This is a genomic window from Citrobacter sp. Cf088, from assembly GCF_030334295.1.
In the GTDB taxonomy this organism is placed as follows: domain Bacteria; phylum Pseudomonadota; class Gammaproteobacteria; order Enterobacterales; family Enterobacteriaceae; genus Citrobacter; species Citrobacter freundii.
This window is the reverse complement of the sequence record NZ_JAOWEE010000055.1, coordinates 58,397-74,699: the sequence shown is the minus strand read 5'-3', so window position 1 is coordinate 74,699 and position 16,303 is coordinate 58,397. Positions and strand designations below refer to the sequence as shown.

Below are 16,303 nucleotides of genomic sequence, written 5' to 3'. Positions count from 1 at the left end.
TAATATATAATTAGTCATCGCGTTAATGTGCACCATTCATTATAATTTAACTCTATTGCACTAATAAATCTGAGCATCTGCTGGCTAATGTTGTTAATAGTATATAGTTTCCTCGATGTTGGTGATAAAATATCCATGGGATTAGGTGCGTGAGTTGATAATACCCGCGCCATGATTTTTTGCATGTTACTTTCAAGGATAAGAAGATATTCTCCCTCATCAACACACACTGATTCAATGACTCGCCATTCCTTGTTGATTTCTTTATTTAATAGTTTGTCCATTTTATGGATATAACTGTCAATTGAATCATTGCTATGAAATGACATTTGCATTTAGTTCCCCGTAAACAGAACAATGTTTAGTAATAGGTGATGTTAATTGTCAAATCAGCCTGGTAGCGGCCCGGAGTTAATGATGCAGAAGCAGTATTGATAACAGTTGGATATACTTTAAACGAGCTATCATATATGCTGGGTTGAATCTCAGCATCTTTAACTGACAATATATCTGTAGCAGTGGACAAATCAATCACGCTTGCACCATTACGTTTCCAACGGGTAAGGAGAGCAATGTTTGCCATTGTGGTATTCACCAAACCTTTCGCTGCATTCTGAAAACCAGGGGTCGCGGCAGTAAAAGAAATCGTGAGTGCGCTGGGCTTGACGCCTTTGCTGCAGTCGATAATGAGCGGTACATCAGTAGCGCTAACGCGATCAGTGACGTTACCGCTTTCGTTCATTAGCGGCAAGTTATATGCTCCAGAAATACCTTTTCCGCCATTAACAGTACAATTAGCATGGGTGATTTTCATTTTTACCCCGATACTGGATGTGCTGTTACCAGCGATCGCAGTTGATGAGCATAGTGATGACAATAAAATTATCGAGCATAGTAACAGCACCTGTTTAATCATAACTCAGCCTTAAAATAACAGACGTATCAATATTTCCAGCTGCCATCTGTTCAGCCGTTATTGGTAATAACTTGAATTTAAGGTCAATAGTTTTTTCATGATAAGGATAATCCTCATTAAAATTTAGGGCACCATACAACCCCATTTTCATTACACCAATACCAATACCATTCAGCCCTGATTTCATTATTGATTTCCCGAAATTTGTTTGACCTGATACGATCCCTTGTGCGGGAACAAACCTCATCTTAGTATTTGCCTCGGCCAAATCACAGTTACGTGTGAATTTAATTGACTTTTCTACCTTTCCAGCAAGTAGATCATGTGCAGAAACAGAGCCAAAATTAACCTCAGAAGAGATACTAATGGAACAGGTAGCTTCGGTAATTGCACCATTTATATTAACAACTGTATCCGTTTGCTGTGCGTTAGCGAGACAAGCAAAAAAAAATGCAACAAAGAAATATACTCTGAATGGCATTGCTTAAATTCCTTGCCAGGGTTATCACTAATCGTAAGACAGGCGTATGATTAAAGTCGTATCAATATTACCAGCAGCAATATCCTCTGAAGGTATTTTTACCGGTTTAATTTTGACCGGCATCGAGCGTTGACCGCCGTTTGGGATCCCCACGGAAGACCAGATATGTTCAGTATTAAATGATAAATTGCTAATGCTACCCATAGTAGGCAATTTAAATCCAACACCCGCTAATCCGGATTTCATTATTTTCGGATCACCCGTCACGATTGCACCTGGAATAAAAGTAAGTTTAATATTGGTTGCCGTCCAGTCACAGTTTACCGTCATATTAATATCTTTCTCTGGAACGGTATTGTTATTAACATTTAATGCGGTAATAGAACCAAAATTAACCTCTGAGTCTGCTGTGAAGGTACAGGTGGTAGACGTTATGGTACCTTTCACAGGGACATTTACCGTTGCCGTAGATGCAAATACAGAGGATGAAAAAAGGGAAATTATCATTCCTATTCTTTTCATATTCTTCCTTAATCATACTGAACACTAATGGCCAGGTTGGTATCAACATTACCGGCTGCGATATCCTCGCCGCTGATATAGAATGGTTTAAGCGCAATTTTACCACCTAAATTGTAAGGTGATGCTGTTGTCGTCGTACTTGCCCAGGTTTGCTCTACGCCAAAGGGGGTATCAGTTAATGTACCTCCCGCAGTATTAGCAAATTGGAGCTTGAATCCTAAACCCGTTTTACCCGAGCGCATTACGCTGGTGTTGCCGGTAACGGTACCTTCCGTAGGGGTAAATGTCACTTTTACATTTTTAGCAATCCAGTCACAGTCCAGGGCAAGACTTACCTCTTTGGCGGCAATTCTGTTATTGCCGATATCTCCTGCGGTCAGGGTATTAAAGTTAATTTCAGTAGGCGTTGGTACAATATTACAGGTAGCGCCTGTTACGCTGGCTTTAATTGCGACAGTTGTATCCGCCGTTTTGGCATAAGAATAAGGAGATATACCCAGCAGAAAAACGACCGGAATTACTTTTTTCATATTTCATCCTTATATTAGATATAAGTTAACTGAATTGTCATTGAGGTGTTAAAAACCCCTTTGGTTATCGCACCATTTGCACCCAAGAGCATCCTGACAGATGTCGTCCCTGGTGATGGCCAAACTATATTACTGTTAAAGTTAACATTATTAACCCCCAGGGCTGTCAATGAAACTGTATACATTACACTGGCGTTACTGGTTAATGCTGCATCATTTCTACCGCTTACTATGCCATTTCGTGGAATAAACATTAACTCGACCCGTGAAGCATTGTGGCAAGATGCGGTAATATCAAAATTCCTGATTCGTAAATCTGGATTACCATTTAAAAAATCATTTCTGTTAATATCCCCAAAATTAATCACCGCAGGGGCAGTTAATGTACAGGTCGGAATAATTAGGCTTGCCCCTACGGTTATGCTTAATGTGCTGGTCTTGGCCGAGACGCTATGACCGCATAGCAGCAGTGTAAACAGGAATACTCTTGTCATATTTGCACTCTATGTATAAGTCAGCTCAGCGTTAAGTACGACGGATACCGAACCTGAAGATATCGTTCCACTGCTACTTTTTTTAACAAGTTTAAATTTTAATTTATAACCCGAACCACTCAATGCTTTTAAATTATAATCGGAGTTAAACTGCATCCGGGAATTATTGAAAAAGGGAAGGATCGCAACATTATGCCCGGCATCTAAAAAAGCGCCTCCTGACCCCCCGGTACTTACGGGGGAGGTGAAACGCAAATTCGCCGATTGCAAAGCTGTGACTGCGTTATTCCCGGTTAACTCTGGCGTGGCGCTATCAAGACGACACGTTAACGTCAAATCGGCTTCGATTTCCGGTCCTTCAGTAAGTGTTAAGGTTGTAATATTAACATCACCAAAGCTTAAATTATTCCCTCTGCTGGAGGCTATATTGCATGTAAATTCTCGGAATTTAACCGAGAGAGCAACCGTAGTACTTGTTACTTTAGCGGATGCCTCGATGGTGATGATGCATAGTAAAGATAGTAAAACAAGTATTACGCGCATTACAGTATCTCCGTTTAGTTATAGGCAATTTCAAAGCTCACAGCGCCATTCCAGTCAACACTATTTCCTTGAGTCGAACCGTATTTATACGGATAAACAGGTATTGAGATCTTATTTAAGCTATTGATATTTACAGCATCCCCTGTTCTAAATCGTAGCCCCCATCCATTCCCTAAGCGAAGACCAACACTATTTGATGCTGCCAGCCACTCACTAGTGGCATTTTTTGGTGTGACTGAATTCATTCTGGCAGACCCTGCAATAATGAATGATGGATAATTTGATGTCATATTCCCACCACTAGGCCCCAAGCCACATTTCATCGTCAAAACAATAGTCGCCAATGGTGTGTTTAAATCACCATGAATATTAACCACTCCTAAATTCAGGTTGTTTGTATTACTTGTGATAGAGCATGTTACTGTATTTGTATAATTCAGCGTAACACTATTATTTGTTACTGTAGGTGTTACGGATCTATTACCTGGGATAAGCCCGCCTGATCTGTAGGTTATTTGGTTTCCGGTAGCTGAAGTCATCATTGATATAATTTTACTATTGGATGCGACATTACCTCCAATACTTCTGTTGGTATATATGCCATAAGTAAATGTCGGACCAGTATTGTTTCTTGGGTTTCCACCCAGAGCATCTGAAAATCCTAAGAAAATATTTGGGAAATTCCAAGAGTTACCATTTCTATCAAAGAATTTAGCTTTAGAAGATGCTATTCCTTCTGGCGCTAAATATATCCATCCACTGTTATGCTCTAATCTATTATTATTGATAAAGTTAAATTCTGGAAGTGGTACATATATATATCCTGCGGAACCTCCTAAGTACTGATCAATTTGCCAGGAATTTGGTCCGACATAATATGGGCAGCTAAAGGTTACCTTCATTGTTCCTATCCTTGTACCCGCAGCAGTCTCTGTCGTGAGGGTGCTTTGCGAGTAAGAAACCTCTATTTTGCTAGAAGGCGATCCCCAATAGTAAGCTGCATTGCCCGCCGCAAAACACCCTGCATATGCTGAAGGTGCTGCTAGTATTGATAGCAAGAAAACCCAAAAATATATTTTTCTCATTTACTTAACCTGATATTGATTATTTGCGCCGTAATCATCAATCGCGTTCACCGACACATTTCCGGTTAATGAGTTGCTGATCTGTACTTTGCTAAACGGCGCAAATTTGGCTAGCTGTGCCCCTTCATTTTTAGTGAGCTTTACCTCATTACCATTCACTTTTATCCCGGTAATAGCAAAATAGTAGGGAGTGGGGTTTTCAAGAAAATATTTTCCATCAGTCTTTAACAGCCTGACCTGCTTTTCTGCTTCTTTACGTCCATCGACCAGCGTTTGTGGGCGATAAATCAACTTAACGCGAGTGTTCAACGCAATAGCCAGAACATTTCCACCTGATTTAGGGGCCGGTGGGATCTCCTGTACATTAAGCCAAGTTAACGTCTCACGATCTTGCGGCAGATTAGGGTTGATATCCAGAATCCTGATCGTCTGTCTGCTTTTCGGGTCTACTTTAAAAAATGTTGGACTGGTTGTGAAGTAAACGTCTTTATCTTTTTCGTTGTCATTATCAATCCATACCTGTCCGGCATATTTTTGCTCGCTTTCATTAGAGACCATTACGGACAGGCTTTTTTTCCCACCTTCATAAACATAGCGAGTCCCATTAAGGCTAAACGCGGCATTACTGCTCAGGCTTACAGATAGCATGGCAACAGCAATAAAAGCTTTGATTTTGTTATTTACAGTAAACATCTTGAATTGTTCTCTTGGTTGGACTCAATTTTTCTAAATTAATGACACACTGATCGAGTGTGATATTTTTTACTTTACTATCAACGTTAAGTAACAATACGCCACCATTACTGACAAAACCCACTTCCTTGCCTGCATCATCCTTTGCAATTGTTCCCATAGGAATGACGTACTTATTTTTACTAAAAATGCGTAATATATAGTGATGAACACGACGATACTTTATCTTCCTGTAGATAATAGCTTTCTCGGTTGGTATAACATTAATCACATTGCCCTGTATTTCAATATCTGTTGGCAACTTATCGACATCGATATTAATAGAGTTCGGTGAATAACTCGCCAGAGAGATCACCGCTCTCCCGTTGCTGTCTGTCGGAAGGCCGCCATTAATTACCGCACCACTAATTCCATCCATGTCAATCACTGCCAGCGTACCATTACTATTCTGTGATAACATCAGCCCACCACCATAAACCCCCAGTACTGATCCGCTCATCTGCAAGCTCAGGTTTTGGCTGGTAGAACCTTTCGAATACATGCTGTTTAATTGGGCATAATCCGAAGCATAGCCAGTGGATAACGAAATATTATTTCCGTTATTGTCTCGATTCATACTAACGTTGTAACTCAGTCGATCGTTAAGATTTGCAGAGCTACCCGCCATATAACTCATTCCGCCTTCACGGGTATAGGTCATCGAGGTATTACTATAATGCATCACATCGAATGCACTGAACGGGATGTTAAAGGAGAGGCTGGTCATATATTCTCCGCCATTCTCCCCTCTCTTACTGTAGCTTCCACTCAGCGAGGCCGAAAAGCGGCTAAATGACTTGCTGAGCATAAAATTCACTCCACTCTCCTGTGGCTTATCCCAATATTGCTGCATCCATCCGTTCATACTGAGATAAATATTTTGTTCCGGTATACGGTGAGCCAGGATCGCCTCATAGCGATTTTTTGACTTAAACTCATCCGTGCTGTAGCTCAGGTAATCATAATTGGCATACTCGACATATCCGCGGTCCGTAAACCGGTAGCCGATTAACTGTAAATCTGTCGTATCGGTTAGTGAGCGAGCATACTTAACGGAAGCGCTATACCCTTTCTGTTCATCTTTCTGTTTAAACCTGGCTTTTGACAGGTTCAAACTGGTCGATAATGCGCCAAACCATCCGAGCGAATGGGTGCTACCAATGCCCATGTTTTGATAGTTCTGACTCAACAACAATGCTGAGTTAAACGTTGCATAGTTGAAGCCGTAATCCAGGCTGCCCAGCCCGAAGGTACCATCGGCGGAACTTTTATTATTGCCCGCCATTTTTTTACCCACGGCCAAACCATAATCCATGGCACCGGGGCGCAGGAGGTTACCCATTATGGTTACAGGAAAATGTTCTGTTCTTTTACTGCCATTTTCCTCCGTAATGGTCATAATCAGATCCCCGCTATTGATTGCGCCCAGATTGTTAATTTCAAACGGCCCCGGGGGGACAACAATAGATTCTAATACGCGCCCATTTTGCTCTACGGTCACCCTGGCATTACTGGTTGCAATTCCCTGCAATTTAGGTGCATAGGTTCTGCTTAACCATGACGACATGTTCGCATTCGAGGTCAACTGAATCCCGCGAAAACCAAAACCATTCATTAACGGGCTATAGGTACTCTGTGCCTGCCCAATGCTTAGATCGGCCTTAATGGATTCCAGCGCACGGGTTAAACGTAGATCGCTGGTGTTAAAACCACTTTCATCGGTGGCATTTGCGGTAAATGAAAGCACCCATTTGCCAATGTTCGCATTACCATTCACACCCAGATAGTTAGTACGCTGTTGCCCTGAGCTTTTACTGGTGTTCGCGTTGTATGCTAATTGAAATCCGGAATTGCCATAATCCCAAGGGCGTTGACTACGTTCACCAGACAACAAGGCTGCCTGAGGAATACGTAATTTCAGCGTTTGTGTACTATTATCCAGCTCAACTTTTGTTGTTTTATTATTGCTTAATACATAACACTTTCGGGTTGCGTCGAATTCCTGTGCATAAAAGTCCTCCTTGATAAAAACGCCTTGTTCGCTTAACCATTCGTTTGCCAGGCAAAGAGCTTGCTTTTCGCTGTCGGTAACGGTAATAAAACCGCTACCGACCTTTTCGCCATTAACCTCAACGTCAACCAGATATTCACCAGGAACAAAGTTAACGTTTTTATCAAAGACTTCTGGTAATTCATCCTGTGCACCACCACGAATAAAACTCATGTTAAATTCGTCATCTGCCATTACAGTAAATACAGGCTGTAATGCAGAGCAAATCAGTAGCAATAATATTTTATTTTTAAGCATGTTATATATTATTTCAACTGTAAAATAAACGGGCTGCATATTTTATGCAGCCCAAAGGCGCATGAGGGTAATACGATTATTTATAGGCTACGGTATAGGATGCTGAAGTGGCAAAACTACCGGCCTTGACCGTACCGCTTTTAACCGTTTTAACCAACTGAGCTTCATAGTCAAACGTTGTCAAAGGTGTGGCTGGGGTGCCAGTACCTGCATATGCAATAGTACGGTTGGTGTCGGTCACCAGTTCGTCAGCTGTAGCGGCATTCTTGGCTTTTAGCTGCAGGGATACGCCGGTTGCCGAACCGCCGCTGTTACCCAGTCCTGCTGCATCCATGTTTGGTGCGCTCCAGCTCACGTCAGCAGCGGTTTTAGCCAGACAGTCGGCGGCAGAAGGGCCTGCTGGCGTCAGTGAAAATTGGACGGTTTTGGCTGCGGTTAAATCCGTGCCCGGTGTTCCCAAATCGATTGAGCTTGCTACACCACCTCCCACAACCGGACTTACCGTACAGGTTGCAGAGGTAATCGTACCGGTAAAATTAATTGTACCGCTGTTTGCTGATGCGACAGAAGAGAATGCTACCGCCGAAGCCAGTGCTCCAAGAATAAATAGTTTTTTCATTTTAACTCCAGGGATTAACTTTTTGTGATTACCTGTAAGTGCTAATCAGCGCACTTAAGGGATGTGGTCATATTATCTTTTGAATGGTGAATGACAATGGCTCAACAGAGGATTGGGCTAAATGTGTAATATTTTGCGTTTCATTCTGGTATGTTATTTTTAATAGTATGAGCACTGAAGATATTAACCTCCTTAGCTTATAAGGCTTACCAGATTGACAAATAGAAAATGTGAGAATCTGTAGTTGATAGGGTAATGAGCATCGACATGAAAGTGCGTCGATTTATCTATTGCCTGTTTAGTTGGTCTGGAGCCAATAATGAAGGAGAAGGTGGCGAATGCCCTCGTCCCGCTAAAGTATAATTATTAACGGGGTTCTGGCTATGATGAGGGTGCTTAGTTACTGTAGGAATGGAAAGGTCAAGGGTCTTGATGAAGACAATTCTACTAGATTAACGTTTGCCATTGTATTGATAGTGAAGCGTACTTTCAGTGGTTTACCAGACTCATAAAAGTATAAGGGGTCATCTGGAAGTATTTCTTGAATGTGGTGATAAAATAAGACGTATGGTTGTATCCACACATTACCGAAACCTGAGTAATATTATAATCGCCTGTACGTAGTAGCCTTGCAGCCATACACATCCTGGCATCGAGATAGATCTCGCTGAAGGATGTTTGTTCTATCGCAAGTTTACGTTTTAGTGTGGAACGGCTCATATACAGCCTGGCTGCAACATCGTCCAGGCTCCATGATTTGGATGGAGCATTTTTCACCATATTATATACTTTTTCTCTCAGGCTTGATTTAACCGTACGAGTTAGTATGCCAATACCGTCCTCGTGAACGGTAAAGGCCGAAAGCAGAAACATTAACGTAAAATCCAGCGGTGAACCTTCAGTTCCGGTGTCACAGCGTGTGCAATGCCCACACTCACTGCGCTCTGATTTTTGCAGGCAGCCAAAAACATTGTCAAAGGCTTCATTCATCCCTGGACGCAACGGTGAACAAAGCATGCGCGAGCTTATGCTTTTGTGCGCGCCTGACATATATTCCAGTTTGTTACCGGTGATCAGCAATGAGTACATTTTACTCATTAACTCATATGAAATATCGATTAGTTTGAATTCTAAATGATTATCGATATCACTGCACTTTATGTTAATTGTTTGGTTTTTCTCGATAAGAATAAGGCTTTCTCCAGTGCATTTCAGCATATCATTATTGCTGGAGTTAATGGTGAGTTCTCCCTTGCTTAATTTGATGAGTGTTGTATTGGCAACGTAGAGATGATTTAAAACTACGCCTTCGGTTGATTGATAATAGTTACTATTACTCACACTTTGTTGTTTACAATTGACCATGTCTGAACATTTTCTTTGGTTCATCGAATTTTGCATTGCAGCACCTTTGTTTTTATGTGGTTAATATACATATTATCAAGTAATGATTTTTTCTATGGTTATTTGAGAGGGTTGGTCTGATAGTGAAAAAATTACAGCTGATATTAATATGCAGAGTTGGTGCTGTAGTATTGCATTAACTAAAACCTCAATATTTGAGTTATGGCCATCTCAGTTGTCATAAAAAAGCACGATCAACGAAAGATATCTTCTGAATGGTGTGAGGGGATTTTATGAGTGATGGAAGCCATGCATACAGAGTAAAAAAGATACATGCGATTAAAAAACGCCCGATCAGGCCCGGTAATATCGTTGAACCTGAAATTCAAAATGAATTCAACCGTCTTATGATGCGTCGTCGGGCGTTGTACAACCAGGAGTACGCAAATAACTTAAGGGATATGGGTGATGTCGACAGGGATTGTGACGTTCAGAACTGTATCGGTTTCATCACACTCAATCACTGAGCGGGCGAAAAGATTTAATTCAATAATCCGCAATCCTGTTTCAATCATAAAGCGATGGTTTGCATAATCCGAGACAAATTGGATTTTCGGACTGATATTGTTCTCTTTGATAAATCGACTTTGAGCAAATGGAGTATCGATGCTAATGACATAATATTTTGTAGTACTAATATCCTCATGAGTTAGAGACTCACTGAGTTGTTTTATTTGGGTTTCACAAACTGGTGTATCTAGTGATGGTACGGTGTAAATAATCTTCCTAACACCTTTCGGTAATTTAAAAACATCCAGTTCTGGAGTCACCAGATCGTGTGCTGCTGGCAGTTTACCGCCTACGGACATGAAACCTTGATCCAGTGTCAGATCGTTTTCACCAAACTTTAATTTGAAATCCTTTCCTAAGTGAATATTGTTAATTGATTTGACAAGTTTCATTAATCTTAATCCTTATAAAATATAAATGCGGATAACCGCTAAAATCGGCATAGCAACTGATAGGGATGAATCATTTGCTGAATAAATCATATTCAATATTTTATTATTCAGTTGTCTCCCTAAATAAATAATAGCAGATGCGAATTTCAAAAACTTAGCTAAAAAGGAAATGTGTGAAATGAATTTTTAGAACACTTAAAAATTAGAATGTATATCCCCCTATAGAGGTATTTTATCCATGTAAAGAAAATGACTTTAAAAAGCATTGACTTGAGCAAACTTTGTCTTCTTGCGAGTATCAGTAAAGGGGCGAGGGACTAACGATTATCCGATGGGGGGAACCCTCTGTTGCCGTAAAGAAACACTCGCCAATTAGCCATACCCCTCCATCACCGTTAGCGTCGTCAGGTGCGCATGTTAACTGACATGGAAATTTTCTCGTGACTCTATTCCGCACTCATTTCCTGGTAGCTTTCTTTTTTGAGTAACTACTGCCGGAAGATGATAATTGAGACGATTTGGATACAAATGGTATATAGGTCTCTAAAAGAGATTTCTGGTTTTGTGATGACTAGCACAAAACGCTGCGCGATACGTTTTTATCGAGAATAATCGAACGCAATCGATCGCCATCACAAAATTACGCGCTAATAAAGTGTACAAAATTAGTGTTAATATGATGTTGCATATGATAATTATTTGTATTATATAGATTGAATTTTAATAAACGCAATGTTTCTTTACAAACAAATATGGCGAAAAAATGTGATGCATGGCGTTATTTAATCACCACAAACGGTAAAATATAATTATATTTGATAAATTACTCATTAAATTTAAGTGTCATTCTGCCCGATAATTGCGCTGTAATTGATTGAAATATAGCCTTTCCTGGTTTTTAGAAATAACAGATAAAATGGCGATGTTATAGCCATAAAAAATCGTTATCCCCCCATCTTTTTTTGATTAAAGTCAGGGTAAAGTGAGATTGGTATTTAATATCTATCTGATTAATAAAGGATTTCAATTCTCATAATAGTCTTACAAAATGTAAGTCAAGGGGATTTGTGAGGGGTAGCACATATCCTTGTTTGCTTAATTTGATACACTTCCTGCCGTCAACAAAGTAATTAACGCAGGTCGATATGAATACTATTACACTCCCTAAAACACAGCACTTAGTGGTCTTTCAGGAAGTCATTAGAAGCGGTTCTATCGGCTCAGCTGCAAAAGAATTAGGTTTAACTCAACCCGCTGTCAGTAAAATCATCAACGATGTTGAGGCTTATTTTGGTATTGAGTTAGTTGTGCGTAAAAATACTGGTGTGACATTGACTCAGGCAGGTCAGGTGATGCTCTCATGGTCTGAATCAATTACCCGTGAAATGAAAAACATGGTTGATGAGATGAACAGCATGACGAGCAATGCGGTCGTTGATGTGTCGTTTGGTTTTCCTTCACTGATTGCCTTCACCATCATGTCCGGCATGATTAAAAAATTCAAAGAGGTATTCCCGAAAGCACAGGTTTCTATGTATGAAGCTCAGCTCTCCTCGTTCTTACCGGCAATCCGTGACGGGCGTCTGGATTTTGCCATCGGTACGCTGAGCGATGAGATGAAATTGCACGATCTGCATGTGGAGCCGCTCTTTGAGTCAGACTTTATCCTGGTTGCCAGCAAGTCCCGAACATGCACCGGCATCACCTCGCTGAGCGCGTTGAAAAACGAACAGTGGGTGTTGCCACAAACGAATATGGGGTACTACAGCGAACTTCTTACCACGTTACAGAATAATGGCATCAGCAGTGAAAACATCGTTAATACTGACTCCGTCGTCACCATTTATAATCTTGTTCTCAATGCTGATTTCTTAACAGTAATTCCCTGCGATATGACCACACCGTTTGGCTCAAACCAGTTTATTACTATCCCGGTACAAGAAACTTTACCCGTCGCGCGTTATGCCGCCGTGTGGTCGAAAAATTATCGAATTAAAAAAGCAGCATCTATTTTGGTGGAATTAGCCAAAGAGTATTCATCATATAATTGTCGGAGACGAAGGCAATTAATTGAAATTGATTAAAGATTGAAATTGTTTTAACAAAAAATAAACGCCATCTGTCTATATCTGACAATGGTCACGGCTATCTATTTACTTTAATACCCTAGTAAGAGGTTCTAATGCACATTACATACGATCTCCCAGTTGCAATTGAAGATATCCTCGAAGCGAAAAAAAGACTGGCGGGGAAAATTTATAAAACGGGAATGCCTCGCTCTAACTATTTTAGTGAACGTTGCAAAGGGGAAATTTTCCTCAAGTTTGAAAACATGCAGCGTACCGGTTCATTTAAAATCCGTGGCGCTTTTAACAAGCTCAGTTCCTTAACAGAAGCCGAAAGAATGAAGGGCGTGGTGGCTTGCTCTGCAGGTAACCATGCGCAAGGGGTTTCTCTCTCCTGCGCTATGCTCGGTATCGACGGCAAAGTGGTGATGCCGAAAGGCGCACCGAAGTCTAAAGTAGCGGCAACCTGCGATTATTCCGCGGAAGTTGTGCTGCATGGCGACAACTTCAACGACACCATCGCTAAGGTTAGCGAGATTGTGGAAACGGAAGGCCGTATCTTTATTCCACCATATGATGACCCGAAAGTTATTGCTGGTCAGGGCACTATTGGTCTGGAAATTCTGGAAGATCTGTACGATGTCGATAACGTGATTGTGCCAATTGGCGGTGGTGGACTGATTGCGGGTATTGCGGTGGCAATTAAATCTATTAACCCGACCATTAAAATTATTGGCGTGCAGTCTGAAAACGTTCACGGCATGGCGGCTTCTTTCCACGCTGGAGAAATAACCACGCACCGAACGACCGGCACCCTGGCAGATGGTTGTGACGTCTCTCGCCCGGGTACTTTAACGTATGAAATCGTTCGTGAGTTGGTGGATGACATTGTCCTGGTCAGCGAAGATGAAATTCGCAACAGCATGGTGGCATTAATTCAGCGAAATAAAGTTGTAACTGAAGGTGCCGGTGCGCTGGCATGCGCAGCATTATTAAGCGGGAAATTAGATAGCTATATCCAGAACAGAAAAACAGTCAGCATTATTTCTGGCGGTAATATCGACCTTTCTCGTGTATCTCAAATTACTGGTTTAGTTGACGCTTAATATACTTCGTTGAGGATAGGATATGAGTACTACTGATAGCATTGTATCCAGCCAGACAAAACAGTCGTCCTGGCGCAAATCGGACACCACCTGGACACTGGGTTTATTTGGTACAGCCATCGGCGCTGGGGTGCTGTTCTTCCCTATCCGCGCAGGTTTTGGCGGACTGATCCCCATTCTGATCATGCTGGTGTTAGCATACCCCATCGCGTTCTATTGCCACCGTGCGCTGGCACGCCTGTGTCTTTCCGGTTCTAATCCTTCCGGTAACATCACAGAAACGGTTGAAGAGCACTTTGGTAAAACGGGCGGCGTGGTTATCACGTTCCTCTACTTCTTTGCGATTTGTCCGCTGCTGTGGATTTATGGCGTCACCATCACCAACACCTTTATGACCTTCTGGGAAAACCAGCTGCAAATGCCAGCATTGAACCGTGGCTTCGTGGCGCTGTTCCTGTTGCTGCTGATGGCATTCGTCATCTGGTTTGGTAAAGATCTGATGGTTAAAGTGATGAGCTACCTGGTATGGCCGTTCATTGCCAGCCTGGTGCTTATCTCTCTGTCACTGATTCCTTACTGGAACTCAGCGGTTATCGATCAGGTTGATATCAGCAATATCGCTCTGACTGGCCATGACGGCATCCTGGTTACCGTATGGCTGGGTATTTCCATCATGGTGTTCTCTTTCAACTTCTCGCCAATCGTTTCTTCCTTCGTGGTCTCTAAACGCGAAGAGTATGAGAAAGATTTCGGTCGCGAATTTACCGAGCAGAAATGTTCTAAAATCATCTCCCGCGCCAGTATGCTGATGGTTGCGGTGGTAATGTTCTTCGCCTTTAGCTGCCTGTTCACGCTGTCTCCGGCAAACATGGCGGATGCGAAAGCGCAGAACATTCCAGTACTGTCTTATCTGGCGAACCACTTCGCTTCACTGTCCGGGACGAAGTCCACCTTCGCGACCGTTCTGGAATACGGTGCTTCTATTATCGCCCTGGTTGCTATCTTCAAATCGTTCTTCGGCCACTACCTGGGTACGCTGGAAGGTCTGAACGGTCTGGTGCTGAAGTTTGGTTACAAAGGCGATAAGACCAAAGTTTCCGCCGGCAAACTGAACACCATCAGCATGATCTTCATCATGGGCTCCACCTGGGTTGTGGCTTACGCCAACCCGAACATCCTGGACCTTATTGAAGCAATGGGCGCGCCGATTATTGCCTCTCTGCTCTGCCTGCTGCCGATGTATGCCATCCGTAAAGCGCCATCACTGGCGAAATACCGTGGCCGTCTGGATAACGTGTTTGTTACCGTGATTGGTCTGCTGACCATCCTGAACATTGTCTACAAACTGTTTTAATCCTTAAGCTCAGGATGAGCGGAGTAGTGAAATGAATGAGTTTCCGGTAGTACTGGTTATTAACTGTGGTTCGTCTTCCATTAAATTCTCAGTGCTGGATGCAGCTAACTGTGAAGTTTTAATGGCGGGAATCGCGGACGGTATTAACTCTGAAAATGCGTTCATAGCAATTAATGGAGGAGAGCCAGCTAAGCTGGCTCACCACAGCTACGAAGACGCATTAAAAGCAATTGCCGTTGAACTAGAGAAACGTAATTTAATGGACAGCGTGGCCTTAATTGGCCACCGCATTGCCCACGGCGGAAATATCTTTACCGAATCAGCAATTATTACTGACGAAGTTATCGATAATATCCGCCGGGTATCGCCTTTAGCTCCGTTACATAATTATGCGAACCTGAGTGGGATCGAATCTGCTCAGCACCTTTTCCCTGGCCGACAGCAGGTCGCGGTATTTGATACCAGCTTCCACCAGACGATGGCCCCTGAAGCCTATTTGTACGGTTTACCGTGGAAATATTTCGAAGAGTTGGGCGTTCGTCGTTACGGCTTCCACGGCACGTCGCATCGCTATGTTTCTCAGCAAGCGCATAACCTTCTTGACCTGCAGAGTGATGACTCGGGTCTGGTTGTGGCTCACTTGGGGAACGGTGCGTCAATCTGTGCGGTGCGTAACGGGCAGAGCGTTGATACCTCAATGGGCATGACGCCGCTGGAAGGGTTGATGATGGGGACACGCAGCGGCGACGTCGATTTCGGCGCGATGGCGTGGATTGCCAGCGAAACCAACCAGACGCTGAGCGACCTTGAGCGCGTAGTGAATAAAGAGTCCGGTTTACTGGGTATTTCCGGTTTGTCCTCTGACTTACGTACGTTAGAAAAAGCCTGGCACGAGGGACATGAGCGTGCGCAGCTGGCGATTAAAACGTTTGTGCATCGTATCGCGCGTCATATCGCCGGGCATGCCGCATCGTTGCATCGTCTTGATGGGATTATTTTCACTGGTGGAATAGGTGAGAACTCGGTATTAATTCGTCGTCTGGTTATTGAGCACCTTGCCGTTTTAGGCGTGAATATCGACAACGAAATGAATAGTCTGCCAAATTCCCATGGTGAAAGAATTATCTCAAATAAAGATGCTCGTGTTATTTGTGCGGTTATTCCCACAAATGAAGAGAAAATGATTGCACGTGATGCCATTGCGTTAGGCAAAATTAATACTCCAGTAGCATTTGCATAAT

At 42.4% G+C, this 16,303-nt stretch carries 17 protein-coding genes; 4 read left to right on the top strand and 13 right to left on the bottom strand.

Going from position 1 to position 16,303, the window contains the following annotated elements:
• Positions 1-14: 14 nt before the first annotated feature.
• The 13 genes from OGV71_RS20020 to OGV71_RS19960 all read right to left on the bottom strand — a co-directional run bounded on the left by OGV71_RS20020 (position 15) and on the right by OGV71_RS19960 (position 10,536).
• Positions 15-335: a hypothetical protein gene (locus tag OGV71_RS20020; protein ID WP_003842056.1), complete on the bottom strand. Its 321-nt coding sequence runs from the start codon at positions 333-335 to the stop codon at positions 15-17.
• A 26-nt stretch (positions 336-361) separates the two neighbouring features.
• Positions 362-916: a type 1 fimbrial protein gene (locus OGV71_RS20015; protein WP_213749834.1), complete on the bottom strand. Its 555-nt coding sequence runs from the start codon at positions 914-916 to the stop codon at positions 362-364.
• Positions 909-1,397, bottom strand: a complete 489-nt coding sequence (locus tag OGV71_RS20010; protein ID WP_003842057.1) for a fimbrial protein — start codon at positions 1,395-1,397, stop codon at positions 909-911. Before OGV71_RS20010 ends, OGV71_RS20015 begins: the two co-directional genes overlap by 8 nt.
• 27 nt (positions 1,398-1,424) lie before the next feature.
• Positions 1,425-1,919: a spore coat protein U domain-containing protein gene (locus tag OGV71_RS20005; protein WP_286533919.1), complete on the bottom strand. Its 495-nt coding sequence runs from the start codon at positions 1,917-1,919 to the stop codon at positions 1,425-1,427.
• Positions 1,920-1,927: 8 nt separating this feature from the next.
• Positions 1,928-2,449 carry a fimbrial protein gene (locus OGV71_RS20000; protein WP_003842060.1) on the bottom strand — a complete coding sequence of 174 codons (522 nt, stop codon included), beginning with the start codon at positions 2,447-2,449 and terminating at the stop codon, positions 1,928-1,930.
• Between the two features lie 14 nt (positions 2,450-2,463).
• The gene (locus OGV71_RS19995) at positions 2,464-2,943 is read right to left on the bottom strand and encodes a fimbrial protein (protein ID WP_003842063.1); all 480 of its coding nucleotides are present in this window, start codon (positions 2,941-2,943) and stop codon (positions 2,464-2,466) included.
• 9 nt (positions 2,944-2,952) lie between these two features.
• Entirely contained in the window at positions 2,953-3,486 is a 534-nt protein-coding gene (locus OGV71_RS19990) for a fimbrial protein (protein ID WP_213749836.1), read from the bottom strand.
• A 14-nt stretch (positions 3,487-3,500) separates the two neighbouring features.
• Positions 3,501-4,571, bottom strand: a complete 1,071-nt coding sequence (locus tag OGV71_RS19985) for a hypothetical protein (RefSeq protein WP_286533915.1) — start codon at positions 4,569-4,571, stop codon at positions 3,501-3,503.
• Positions 4,572-5,264: a fimbrial chaperone gene (locus OGV71_RS19980; protein ID WP_003842067.1), complete on the bottom strand. Its 693-nt coding sequence runs from the start codon at positions 5,262-5,264 to the stop codon at positions 4,572-4,574.
• Positions 5,248-7,611, bottom strand: a complete 2,364-nt coding sequence (gene pefC / locus OGV71_RS19975; RefSeq protein ID WP_286533913.1) for a PefC/AfrB family outer membrane usher protein — start codon at positions 7,609-7,611, stop codon at positions 5,248-5,250. Before pefC ends, OGV71_RS19980 begins: the two co-directional genes overlap by 17 nt.
• 76 nt (positions 7,612-7,687) lie before the next feature.
• Entirely contained in the window at positions 7,688-8,230 is a 543-nt protein-coding gene (locus tag OGV71_RS19970) for a fimbrial protein (RefSeq protein WP_060854949.1), read from the bottom strand.
• A 489-nt stretch (positions 8,231-8,719) separates the two neighbouring features.
• Entirely contained in the window at positions 8,720-9,631 is a 912-nt protein-coding gene (locus tag OGV71_RS19965) for a helix-turn-helix domain-containing protein (protein WP_213749839.1), read from the bottom strand.
• Positions 9,632-10,026: 395 nt separating this feature from the next.
• Complete coding sequence (locus OGV71_RS19960; protein ID WP_286533910.1) at positions 10,027-10,536, bottom strand: redoxin family protein; 510 nt, start codon at positions 10,534-10,536, stop codon at positions 10,027-10,029.
• Between the two features lie 1,145 nt (positions 10,537-11,681).
• Between OGV71_RS19960 and tdcA the strand changes: the two genes are divergently transcribed.
• The 4 genes from tdcA to tdcD all read left to right on the top strand — a co-directional run bounded on the left by tdcA (position 11,682) and on the right by tdcD (position 16,302).
• Positions 11,682-12,620: a transcriptional regulator TdcA gene (gene tdcA / locus OGV71_RS19955; protein WP_003024882.1), complete on the top strand. Its 939-nt coding sequence runs from the start codon at positions 11,682-11,684 to the stop codon at positions 12,618-12,620.
• 98 nt (positions 12,621-12,718) lie between these two features.
• On the top strand, positions 12,719-13,708 hold the full coding sequence (gene tdcB, locus OGV71_RS19950; RefSeq protein ID WP_003024877.1) for a bifunctional threonine ammonia-lyase/L-serine ammonia-lyase TdcB: 990 nt from the start codon (positions 12,719-12,721) through the stop codon (positions 13,706-13,708).
• 22 nt (positions 13,709-13,730) lie between these two features.
• Positions 13,731-15,062, top strand: coding sequence for a threonine/serine transporter TdcC (gene tdcC / locus OGV71_RS19945; protein ID WP_003024875.1), 1,332 nt, complete (start codon positions 13,731-13,733; stop codon positions 15,060-15,062).
• Between the two features lie 31 nt (positions 15,063-15,093).
• Entirely contained in the window at positions 15,094-16,302 is a 1,209-nt protein-coding gene (tdcD, locus tag OGV71_RS19940) for a propionate kinase (RefSeq protein WP_057063540.1), read from the top strand.
• Position 16,303: the final 1 nt, after the last annotated feature.